Origin of the sequence: Lonepinella sp. MS14435 (assembly GCF_042485795.1) — a bacterium.
GTDB lineage: Bacteria > Pseudomonadota > Gammaproteobacteria > Enterobacterales > Pasteurellaceae > Lonepinella.
In genome coordinates this window covers 475,915-488,527 of sequence record NZ_CP169368.1, presented here as the reverse complement: position 1 = coordinate 488,527, position 12,613 = coordinate 475,915, and the positions used below count along the sequence as shown (strand labels likewise).

At 39.9% G+C, this 12,613-nt stretch carries 7 protein-coding genes; 2 read left to right on the top strand and 5 right to left on the bottom strand.

Annotated elements, in window-relative coordinates; translation table 11 throughout:
* Positions 1–25: 25 nt before the first annotated feature.
* Together malQ and glgP are read right to left on the bottom strand one after the other, a co-directional pair.
* Positions 26–2,086 (bottom strand): 4-alpha-glucanotransferase, encoded by a 2,061-nt coding sequence (gene malQ / locus O1Q80_RS02330; RefSeq protein ID WP_386695439.1) that lies wholly within the window; start codon positions 2,084–2,086, stop codon positions 26–28.
* Positions 2,087–2,130: 44 nt separating this feature from the next.
* Complete coding sequence (gene glgP, locus O1Q80_RS02325; RefSeq protein ID WP_386695437.1) at positions 2,131–4,521, bottom strand: glycogen/starch/alpha-glucan family phosphorylase; 2,391 nt, start codon at positions 4,519–4,521, stop codon at positions 2,131–2,133.
* Between the two features lie 148 nt (positions 4,522–4,669).
* On the opposite strand from glgP, the gene malT reads away from it, so the two are divergent.
* Entirely contained in the window at positions 4,670–7,381 is a 2,712-nt protein-coding gene (malT, locus tag O1Q80_RS02320; RefSeq protein WP_386695435.1) for an HTH-type transcriptional regulator MalT, read from the top strand.
* Here the strand turns inward: malT and O1Q80_RS02315 are convergent.
* The gene (locus O1Q80_RS02315) at positions 7,378–7,506 is read right to left on the bottom strand and encodes a hypothetical protein (RefSeq protein WP_386688517.1); all 129 of its coding nucleotides are present in this window, start codon (positions 7,504–7,506) and stop codon (positions 7,378–7,380) included. The genes malT and O1Q80_RS02315 overlap by 4 nt on opposite strands.
* A gap of 116 nt (positions 7,507–7,622) precedes the next feature.
* Between O1Q80_RS02315 and O1Q80_RS02310 the strand changes: the two genes are divergently transcribed.
* On the top strand, positions 7,623–8,525 hold the full coding sequence (locus tag O1Q80_RS02310) for a YhcG family protein (protein WP_386695433.1): 903 nt from the start codon (positions 7,623–7,625) through the stop codon (positions 8,523–8,525).
* Between the two features lie 71 nt (positions 8,526–8,596).
* On the opposite strand, the gene adhE is transcribed toward O1Q80_RS02310, so the two are convergent.
* Positions 8,597–11,212: a bifunctional acetaldehyde-CoA/alcohol dehydrogenase gene (adhE, locus tag O1Q80_RS02305; protein WP_386695431.1), complete on the bottom strand. Its 2,616-nt coding sequence runs from the start codon at positions 11,210–11,212 to the stop codon at positions 8,597–8,599.
* 185 nt (positions 11,213–11,397) lie between these two features.
* Positions 11,398–12,519 carry an MBL fold metallo-hydrolase gene (locus O1Q80_RS02300; RefSeq protein WP_386695430.1) on the bottom strand — a complete coding sequence of 374 codons (1,122 nt, stop codon included), beginning with the start codon at positions 12,517–12,519 and terminating at the stop codon, positions 11,398–11,400.
* Between the last annotated feature and the right edge of the window lie 94 nt (positions 12,520–12,613).

The window sequence follows — 12,613 nt, the reverse complement described above, 5'->3', positions numbered from 1 at the left end:
TCTCAAAGTACGGTTTACCCCTATATTAACCCAACCGCTGCTGTTTCACCCCAATCAACAACGCCTGAATTTCCCGATCGGCAAAAATCGCATCAATATTTTTAGTTAATTTCCGCCGCCAATTAGGATACTGCGTGCTGGTGCCAGGGATATTGACAGGTTCGGTCATATCTAACCAATCTTCGGGTTGTAAACCAAATAATGCACTACTTACCTTAGCCACATAGCGTTGTAATTGATGATTGAATGTTTTGCTTACTTGAGAATCAAGGGTTTCATCAATCCCTTGTTCAATGTCTATCCCAGCTTGTTGCAAACGATCTAAGATTTTATGTTTTGCTCGCACTCTGTCTTGTTGCAAAATGCTCAAGATTTTAGGGTTTGGATAAACGCCAAACTGTTTCCCCAACTCAAAATCATAACCACGCCAATAACCGTTAATAGTGGGTAAATCGTGGGTACTGAGGGTTGTCATGGCTTGATAAGGATACTGTTGTAAATCTCGGCTTTGTCCTTGTTGGTCAAATTCAAAATAAAAGATTTTGTAAGAGAGAATGCCAGCATTGCGTAATTTACTGACAATTTCTTTTGGCACAGTACCTAAATCTTCTCCAATGATAGTGCATTGATGACGCTGGCTTTCAAGTGCCAGAATCGCAATTAAGTCGTCCACTGGATAACGGATATAAGCCCCGTTGACCGCACTATCCCCTTTCGGAATCCACCATAAACGCAATAAAGACATAATATGATCAAGGCGTAACGCACCGCAGTGTTGCATATTAGATCTGACTAATTCAATAAACGGACGATAGGCTTGTTGTTGCAAAATGTGTGGATTGAATGGCGTTAATCCCCAATTTTGCCCTTGCGGTCCAAGTACATCGGGTGGTGCGCCGACAGAAGCATTTAGGCAAAATAAGGTTTTATTATTCCAAGTTTCTGCCCCATTACCCGTTACGCCGACCGCTAAATCACGGTATAAACCGATTGGCATCGCTTGTGCTTTACACAAAGCATCACATTCTGCCAGTTGTTGATCAGCAATAAATTGTAACCAACTGTAAAACAAAATATCCTGTTGATGTTGCTGGCGGAATTGTTGCACGGCTGGCGAGTTAAAATCTTGATACTCTTTCGCCCAAAAATCCCAACCCCATTGTTCAGAAAAGTGCTGGCTCAAATGGGCGTGTAACGCATCAAAGGTTGCTTGTTCTTGTAGGCTTTCGCCCCCTTGTTGTAAAAACTCGATGAAAGCAGGATTTTCTTTATCCGCTTGCTGAAAGGCAAAACACAATCCTGTTAATTTTAACGGAATAACTTCAGCATAATTAATCCAATCTGTGGCTCGAAGTGCGGTTAATTTTTGTTGAATTTCGGCAGAATTAAACCACGCTTGTGCTGCTTGGCTTTGTTGAAATTCCACTAGGCTTCCGATGTCAATATAAGCAATATTTAACCAACGGCGTGAAGACGGACTATAAGGACTGGCGGATTCAGGATTGGCAGGGAAGAGTGCATGAATCGGATTCAAGCCTAAAAAATCTGCTTGATAAGGCTCGAGCTGTTGGATAAATTGTTTTAGATCACCAAAATCGCCGATCCCCCAGTTGGTTGCTGATTTTAAGGTATAAAGCTGTAAAAAGGTTCCCCATAATTTTTTGTGTTCCAGCAGTTCAATCGGCTGATAACAACGTTCAGGGGCGATAATCAGCACGCATTGCCATTGTTGTTTGCCTACGGTTAATTGTAATTGATGATAGCCCAGTGGTAAATTTTGTGGTAACGGAATCGCATTGCGTTTGATTTTCCCTTGCAAAGGTTCAGTCTGGTTTTCTAACCAAAGCTGCCATTTTCCCTGTATGTGTTCACGTTGATTGGTGGTATTTAATGGGAAAAAGTGCGGTGTTTTTTGGCGAAATATTTTCACTGTTGGCAACAATGAATGTTGCGAGAAATTATTTTCAAACGCTTTGAGTAACCGCTTTTTCACTTCCGTTTTAGGGGAAATTTTTAATCCCCTTTCATCAAAAAAATACGGCAAAATACCTGCTTGTTGGCATTGTTTATTCAATATTGTTGTCATCATATTCCCCTTATTTTCCCCTGCTGTAACAGGGGAAAACGTTGTTATTTCAACCAAATACGTTGTTGATAATCTCGAATGGAACGGTCAGAACTGAACATACCAAGCCGAGCCGTATTCAAAATACAACTGTGTAACCATGCTTCCCTGTCTAAATAAGCCTGTCCAATGCGTTGTTGAGCTACCATATAGCTATCAAAATCCGCCAACACTAAGAACGGATCACGTTCTATTAAGCTGTCGATCATCAATTTGAACATCGCCTTATTGCCTTGGCACACTGCCCCTTTGGTTAAAAAATCCACCGCACTTTTTAACACGGGATTTTGTTGATAATAGGCTTTTGGGTCATAACCTTGTGCCAACAGTTCGCGGACACTTTCTACCGTATGACCGAACAGGAAAATATTTTCTGCACCGACCATTTGGGCGATTTCCACATTGGCACCGTCCAATGTACCAAGGGTTAATGCCCCATTTAAGGCGAGTTTCATGTTGCCCGTCCCTGAGGCTTCTTTACCTGCCATGGAAATTTGTTCCGACACATCAGCGGCGGGAATAATTTTTTCCGCCAGACTGACGCGATAATCTGGCAAAAATGCGACCTGTAATTTATCTTTCATTTGCTTATCATGATTAATCACTTGTGCCACGTTATTAATGGCATGAATAATATTCTTCGCCAAATAATAGCCTGGTGCCGCTTTGCCTGAGAAGACAAATAAACGTGGCGTGAACGGCATATTTGGATTGTCTTTCAGCTGTTGATAAGTCGCAATAATATTGAGTAAATTCAAATGTTGGCGTTTGTATTCGTGGAAACGTTTAATTTGCACATCAAAAATGGCATCTTCATTTACGCTTAAACCAAGGGTCTGTTTAATTTCCGCACTCAATATCGCTTTGTTATGTTGTTTAATTTGGCGATATTCGGTACGGAAACCGCTATCTGCCACATATTTCTCAACACCCTGTAATTGTTCAAGATTTTTAGTCCAATCGGTTTGTAAAGTGCGATCTAATAAATCACTTAATTTTGGATTAGCTTGACGAATCCAACGGCGTGGCGTGATACCATTGGTCACATTACAGAATTTGGTTGGGAAGATTTTGTGATATTCAGGGAATAAATCCGTCACCAATAAATCTGAATGAATTTGAGCCACTCCATTGACTTTAAAGCAAGTGACCACACAAAGATTTGCCATGCGAACCCGATAATCAAATAAAATCGCCAATTTTTCCCAAACTTGCGGATTTTCACCAAATTCTGACCGCACTTTTTGCTGAAATAACCGATTGATTTTATCCACAATTTGGAAATGACGTGGTAATAATTGTTTAAATAGGCGTTGATCCCATTGTTCCAAGGCTTCGGGTAATAAGGTGTGATTGGTGTAAGCAAAGGTGTTTGAACAAATTTCCCAAGCCTGATCCCAGCTTAAATTATAGTCATCTAATAACACTCGCATTAATTCTGGAATAGCCAGAGTTGGGTGGGTATCATTTAATTGAATCACTTGATATTTAGCAAAGTCTTGTAGGCGATGACCCTGTGCCAAATGACGAGCTAAAATATCCGCCACTGAACAAGCACAGTGGAAATATTGTTGCATTAAGCGGAGTTTTTGCCCAGCTTTATGGTTGTCATTCGGGTATAACACTTGGGTTAAAGCTGCTGCATTAACGATTTCTTTGTCTGCAAGCAAGAATTTACCGTCATTAAATTTCTCAAAGCTAAAGGTTTGATCGTTATCCGCTTGCCATAAACGTAAAGGCTGCACGACATCATTTTGATAACCCACCACAGGCAGATCATAGGCTTTACCTTGAATGGTCAATGCAGGTTGCCATTCGTATTTATCATCTTTAATGCACTGAATTTTACCCCCAAATCCCACTAATTGGGTTTTGGCTGGATTGTGGCTTTGCCACGGGTAATCATTGCGTCCCCAAAAATCTGCACTTTCCTTTTGTACGCCGTTTTCAAAGGCTTGTTTGAATAAACCGTATTGGTAATGCAAACCATAGCCTGTGGCAGGTTGTCCAAGGCTTGCCATAGAATCTAAGAAACAGGCAGCTAATCGACCTAAACCACCATTCCCCAATGCAGGATCACGTTCTTGTTCTAACACATCAACGATTTCTACTCCATAGTTGGCTAAATAGGCTTTGGCTTGCTGGTAATAACCTAAATTCATCAGGTTATTGCCCGTTAATCGCCCGATAAGAAACTCCATAGAAAGATAATTGACGTGGCGAGTATCCGCCTTTTTTTGTGCTGGTTTGGCATAAGCTAAAGCAAGGCTCCCTTCGGCTAACACTTGATACCATTGGCTCAAAGAAAACTGTTCAGCACTGTCCACATCAAAATAACGGCAGTATTTTTGCACGACAGTATCAAATGATGCCTGAGTAAATTGGTTTTGTAACATAGCAACTCCATAAATTTTTATTAAATCTCTATGTTTCATTATCTTGGATCAATGTAAAAATAAATCATCCTTGCTATAATCTTCGTAGTATGACTATAAAGAAGTAGAGAAACCGTATTCTCCTACACCAACTGGATACCTTAAATATATGCTCATTCCATCAAAACTGATTTGTTCTTACCGCTTACAAAATAGCGTGATTCGAGAGCGTTTAATACAATTATTAGATAAAGCCTGTGAATATCCGTTGGTGCTGATTAATGCACCTGCGGGTTATGGTAAAACCACGTTAATTTCTCAGTGGATTAATTCACAACAACCCAAAAATGTGGGTTGGTATTCGCTAGATGAAAGTGACAATAATCCCGAACGTTTTGCCACCTATTTTTGTGCAGCTCTTAGCCAAGCGATTAATGCAGAACAGCCCATAATAGAAGATGGGCAATTTAATCATCAAGCCAGCTTATTTACCTTATTCGATCAGCTGTTAATTAAGATTGCTGGCTTAAAAGGGCATTTCTATTTGATTATAGATGACTATCATTTAATTGAAAATGAAGATATTCACGAAGCATTAAAATATTGGATTCGTCATCAGTCCGATAATATGACATTGATTTTGCTTTCTCGCTCCGTGCCACCGTTAGGCATTGCCAATTTGAGAGTGCAAGAACAATTATTAGAAATTGATGCGGGTCAGTTACCTTTTAATCATCAAGAAAGTATTGCTTTTTTCCAATCTCGTCTTGATGCGGAATTAATTGAACCAGAAATCACCGCACTTTGCGATGAAGTAGAAGGTTGGCCGACCGCCTTACAATTAATTAGCCTATCCGTTAAGCAACAAAACACCTCATTACAGGACGCTGCCAAACGGTTAGCCAAGTTAAATAATTCCCATATCAATGAATATTTAAATGATGAAGTGCTAAATAAGCTCGATCAGACAGCTCGCAAATTTTTGCTCCAATGTTCCGTGCTACGTTCCATGAATGAAGCATTAGTACAACATTTAACGGGTGTAACCAATAGCCGCAAATCCTTAGAAGAGTTAGAAAAACAAGGTTTATTCTTACATCAAATGGATTCCGAAGATAACTGGTGGCGTTTTCACCCTTTATTTGCCACGTTTTTATGGCAATGTTGCCAAACCGAATTAGGCGAAGAATTGCAAGATCTTCATCAACGGGCAGCAGAAGCATGGTTAAAATTGGGTTATATCACCGAAGCCTTATATCATGCGATGCAATTAGAAAATCGTTCAATTTTATTATCCATTCTAAATCAACATGCTTGGGATTTATTTCATCATGGCGAACTGCAATTATTGGAAGAAAGTTTACAATGCCTAAATGAAGACGAATTTATGCAACAGCCAAATTTAGTCTTACTCAAGGCATGGCTGGCACAAAGTCAACATCGACATAATGAAGTAATCGGTATTTTTAGCCAATTTAAACAAGCATTACAGCAAAATAACATACAATTAAGCAAAGAAAATCAGGCAGAATTTGATGTATTATTGGCACAGGTCGCCATTAATGACGGCAATGAAGATACGGCGTTATCCCTTGCATCAAAAGCACAAGCCGATTTACCTGAAAACGCCTATTACGCACAAATTGTAGCCAATTCTATTATCGGTGAAGCACATCATTGTTATGGTAATCTGGAGCAAGCCTTAAAAATCCAACAACACACTGAGAAAATGGCACGTCATCACCACACTTATCATCATATTTTATGGTCGCTGTTACAACAATCAGAAATTTTAATGGCACAGGGCTTTTTGCAAGCCGCTTATGATATGTTGGATAAAGCCACCCTGTTTGTGAAAGAAAATCATCTACAAAAGATTCCCATGTATGAGTTTTTGCTCCGCTTAAAAGGGCGTATCTTGTGGGAATGGTACAATCTTGATAAAGCTGAAGCCATGGCAAATGCGGGCATTCAAATTCTAAATAAAGCCTCTGATAAATTACAATGTGTGACGCTATTAAGCAAAATTTCGCTGGTGCGTGGTGATTTAGATAACGCTGATCGGTTGATTAAAGGCTTAGATATTTTACAAGGTATGCACGATTATCATGATGACTGGTTAGCCAATGCTGATTCTGCCAAAGTATTGTTATATCAAATGAATAATAATCTTGAAGCCATGCAAAACTGGTTAATTCAAAGTAAACAACCCCACACTGATCGCAATCATTTTAGCCAAGAACAATGGCGAAGTATTGCCCGAGCGTACATTGCACTAGGTGAATTTAGCCAAGCGAAACAGATTTTAGATCGCATCATTGCAACCGCCCAGCAACTCAATTTAACCAGTGATTTAAATCGAGCATTAATATTGCGTAACCGTCTGTATTTCTTACAGAATGAGAAAAATCTGGCTCAAACAGATTTGCTTGAAGCACTTCGCTTAACCAAACAAACGAATTTTATCAGTGCATTTGTGCTTGAAGGCGATATTATGGCACAACAAATTCGTCAACTCTTGCAATTAAGCAATGTATTAGACGAATTTACCCAACATAAAGCCCAATTTATTTTACGCAGTATCAATCAGCACTATCGGCATAAATTTGCCCATTTTGACGAGCAATTTGTAGAACGTTTATTGAAAAATCCTGAAGTCCCTGAATTGCTTAAAATCAGCCCACTGACCCAACGAGAATGGCAAGTGTTAGGACTAATTTATTCAGGTTATAACAATGAACATATTGCAGAAGAATTGCAAGTTGCGATTACCACTACCAAAACCCATATCCGCAATCTATACCAAAAAATCGGCGTAGCAAATCGCACCGAAGCCATTGATTATACTAAGGAACTGTTGAGATTGATGGGGTATAGTTAGGATAAAAATAAGTTAGAAAATACCGCACTTTTGCTTAATCCCGCAAAGTGCGGTGATTTTTCAGCCTGTTTTTTCAGGCAGCCTGAAAAATACAACTGTTTCGCTGCCCAACTGCATATAATCATACACGAAAATATCCTCCGTTCACCGTATATACGAGCGGTAACAAATTGACTTTGTTAAATTATTACCTCTATAATGTTCACAATATAATCCTTTTTAGTCATACCACCAAGATAATATGAATACACAAGACCACCCCCTACCAAGTGATTACACTCAATGGCTTTCCCAAATTAAACAACAAGTAAGCCAAGCACGGCAACGAGCAGTGTTAGCGGTGAATACCGAGTTGGTTTGCCTGTATTGGCAGATTGGGCAAGAAATTTTGCAACGTCAGGCACAGCAAGGTTGGGGTAGCAAAGTCATTGACCGCTTGGGGCGTGATTTGCGAGAAGCCTTTCCTGATATGAAAGGGTTTTCTCTGCGTAATCTTAAATATATGCGAACGTTTGCCGAGACATGGACGGATTTTGAATTTGTGCAACAGGCTGTTGCACGATTACCTTGGGGGCATAATGTCTTAATTATCAATAAATTGTATGCACGCCAAGGCAAGGCAGTAACGAATTTCAATCAGCGATTACCAGACACTTATGCGAATTTAGCCCAAGAAAGCTTAAAAGATCCTTATTTATTTGACTTTTTAGGCTTGGGAGAAGATGCCCAAGAGCGAGATATTGAAGATGCCTTAGTGCGTCATGTTACTCGCTTTTTGCTTGAACTTAGCAGCGGATTTGCCTATATCGGGCGACAATACCGCTTGGAAGTTAATGGTGATGAGTTTTTTATAGATTTGTTGTTTTATCATACTCGCCTAAAAAGCTATGTGGTGGTAGAACTCAAAGCCACTGCATTTAAACCCGAACACGCAGGGCAATTAAATTTTTATTTGGCTGCAGTAGATGCTCAAATTAAGGCGGACGATGATAATCCGACAATTGGTTTATTGCTGTGTCGTACCCAAAATCGCTTAGTGGCGGAATATGCCTTAGTGCGGAATTTACCGGAAGATCTGCAAAGCAGTTTACCCACTGTGGGGCAATTGGAAGCGGAGTTGGGGGATTTTAGAAATGGTGAATAAAAAACACCGCACTTTTGGATTGTTTATCTAATCCGACAAAGTGCGGTGTATTTTTTATAAATTTTTAGAAATTACTTCTCATCACCATAATAGGCTTTGGTCATAATTTCTTCCATATCTTCCACCATGGCTAAACGTGGGTTAGCTGGGGTGCATTGATCTTCATAAGCGTGTAATGCCAATTCACGGCGAGCGGCTAAGAACGCTTGTTCATCTACGCCCTGATCACGCAAGGACATTTTTATTCCGCAACGAATCGCTAAATCATGAACTGCTTTCGCATAAGATTCAACACCTTGCTCTGGGGTAGAGGCTGGTAAACCTAAGATTTTTGCGATGTCTTGATAGCGTTTATCCGCAATGTAGCTGGTGTATTTTGGCCAAGTTGCCACTTTGGTTGGGCGAGTACCATTATAGCGAATAACATGTGGTAACAAGATTGCATTTGTACGACCATGGATGGTATGGAATTTACCGCCGATTTTGTGTGCCATGGAGTGACTGATACCTAAGAATGCGTTAGCGAATGCCATACCCGCCATGGTTGAAGCGTTGTGCATTTTTTCGCGAGCCACTTCGTCAAATTCTTTCACGGATTTTTCAAGGTTTTCAAATACCAATTTGATGGCTTGCAAGGCTAAACCGTCAGTAAAATCATTGGCTAAGATAGAAACATAGGCTTCCGTGGCGTGGGTTAATACATCTAAACCTGTATCTGCGGCAACGTGAGAAGGCACTGACATGACTAACGCTGGGTCAACAATGGCAATGGTTGGGGTTAATGAGTAATCCGCTAATGGGTATTTAATATCACCATCGGTGATCACCGCAAATGGGGTAACTTCAGAGCCTGTGCCTGATGTGGTTGGAATACCGACAAATTTCGCTTTACGCCCTAATTGTGGGAATTTGAACGCACGTTTACGAATATCCATGAATTTTTGCACGAGATCACGGAAATCCACTTCTGGTTGTTCATAGAATAACCACATTACTTTCGCTGCGTCCATCGGAGAACCACCACCCAAGGCGATGATAGTATCTGGTTGGAAACTCCGCATTAAGTCTGTACCACGGCGGACGGTTTCAATGCTTGGGTTTGGCTCGACATCACAGAATAATTGATAAGTCACTTTATTACGGCGTTGACGGAGTTGATCGGTAATGCGATCGACAAAGCCTAAATCCACCATTGAACGGTCAGTGATAATCATCACTTTTTCCGCATCTTTCATTGATTTTAAGTATTGAATTGAATCACGTTCAAAGTAAATTTTTGATGGAACTTTAAACCATTGCATATTATTTCTCCGTCTGCCCACACGTTTAATATTAATTAAATTCACCGCACTTACGTTGTTACCGACGGAGTTTTTACCGTACGAACCACAGCCGAGTGTTAAAGATGGTAAGAAAGAGTTATACACATCACCGATACCACCAAAGGTTGATGGTGAGTTCCAAATGACACGAATGGTTTTCACTCGTTCACCGAATGTTTTGGCTAAATCAGCGTTTTTAGTGTGAATCGCTGCTGAGTGACCTAAACCGTGGAAATTCACCATAGCTTCTGAAAGGGCTAAACCTTCTTCAGTAGAATTTGCTTTTAATAACGCTAACACAGGTGATAATTTTTCACGGGTTAATGGTTCTTTTTCGCCCACTAATTTACATTCGGCTAATAAAATATTGGTTTTTGGTGGAACGGCAAAACCAGCTTGTTCCGCAATCCAAGCAGCAGGTTTTCCTACCACGTTTGGATTTAATTTTGCACCTGCACAGTTCGCACCGTTGGCTTTTACACCGAAAATAAATTCTTCTAATAAGGCTTTTTCTTTTTTATTGACCAAATAAACACCGTAGGATTTCATTTCTTTGACAAAGGCATCATAAATTTCTGCATCCACAATAGCTGCCTGCTCTGATGCACAAATCATACCGTTATCAAAGGATTTTGACATCACAATGTCATGCACTGCTTGTTCAAGATTGGCTGATTTTTCTACATAAGCTGGCACATTACCTGCCCCTACGCCCAATGCTGGTTTACCACAAGAATAAGCGGCTTCCACCATGGCATTACCACCTGTAGCAAGAATCGTCGCAATACCAGGGTGTTTCATTAAGGCTGAAGTGCCTTCCATTGATGGTTTGCTAATCCATTGCACACAGTCTTTTGGTGCCCCTGCTGCTACGGCAGCATCATACACGACTTGAGCCGCATGAGCGGAAGATTGTTGAGCAGATGGGTGGAATGCAAATACAATTGGATTACGGGTTTTTAACGCAATTAAGGCTTTAAAAATAGTCGTTGATGTTGGGTTGGTGGTTGGCGTGATACCACAGATCACACCGACAGGATCAGCAATTTCGGTAATGCCCGTCACGTCATCTTCACTAATTATGCCAGCGGTTTTCAGATGACGCATATTATTCACGACATACTCACAGGCAAACAGGTTTTTGGTGGCTTTATCTTCAAACACACCACGCCCTGTTTCTTCATAAGCGTGCATGGCTAATATGCCGTGCTTATCTAATGCCGCCACTGATGCTTTGGCAACAATATAATCCACTTGTTCTTGGTCCAGCTTGCGGAATTCTTCCAACGCCACTAAACCTTTTTCAACCAGTGCATTTACTTCTGCTTGGGCTGGGCTAACTGCATTTTCAACAGCATTACTCATAATGATTTCTCCTAAAAGTTGTAAAATATTATCACTGGAGTGAATTATAACATTTTGGAGTAATCTGGGCATCAATTTACCTAAAAACAGTTATAAAATCTGACATAGATCAAATATTCACGCAAAAAAATAACAGATAGCCAATTAATTTTTAACTATTTTTTAACATTTACCGCTTAACCAAATTATTTCACCCCTGACCACCAATCTTCCTGTGGCAATTTATTCAATGTAAAAGTTTGCCCTATTTTGGGCGTAACCGTTTGGAAATCCTGTTTCTCAGCAGCTTTTAAAAAACGTTGAATAGGATCACGCCAATTATGGTTAGCTAAATCGAATTTTGCCCAATGAATCGGCAAAACAGCTTTTGCTTTTAAATCCACAGTGGCTTGTACTGATTGTTCTGGTGTCATGTGAATTAAAGACCAATGAGCATCATAAGCTCCGTTTTCCATTAAAGCGATGTCAAACGGACCATATTTTTCACCCAGCAATTTATAATGTTGACCATATCCTCCATCACCATTAAAAAAGACTGTTAATAACGGTGACTTAATCACCCAACTTCCCCACAATGTAGTATTTCGGTTGGTTAGCCCACGCCCACTAAAATGGCGAGATGGTGCTAAAGTAAAATGGAGTTGACCCAGTTGAGCCTGTTCATACCAATCTAACTCAGTAATTTTTTCATCTGGTACGCCCCAGCGTTGTAAATGTCCTTTCACACCTAGTGGCACATAAAAGTGCGTTGTTTTTTGGTTAATTTCTTGAATAGCTTGATAATCAAGATGATCATAGTGATCGTGAGAAATTATTACTGCATCAATGGCTGGTAAATCTGCCACACTTGGAGTATGAGTCATGGCAAAAGGTTTACCGCCAAAAAAGATTGGAGAAGCACGATGAAATACAGGATCGGTGATTAAGATCTTGTCATTAAGCTTAAATAATACCGTGGAATGTCCAAGCCACGTAAAACTACCATTTTCTATCTGAGAAATATCTAACTTTAGGCTCGGTAAAGGTTCACTAGGCTGCTTTCCAGCAGGGGGAAAGGCAATTTCAAAAATACGTTTTAACCATGAAGTATCTTCACCATCAGCCGTTTTCTGAAAACCGATTGGAGTAGGTTCTAAATTAACAAAAGTCTTGCCGTTAAAGTTTGGCGATTTATTAATTTTTGCCTTACTCTGTTCATCGGGAGAGCCACCAAAAGTAGGATGCAAGTTAGTGCAAGCTACTGCACTTAATAATAAGCCAACAAGTAAAGCAACTATTTTTTTAAAACATTGGAATAATTTTCTCATTAATTATTTGCCTAAATCACATAAAAATAAAAAACAATCTAAATCTTAACATAATTCTCCATATTGATTAAAAAATAATAAATATTTAACCATA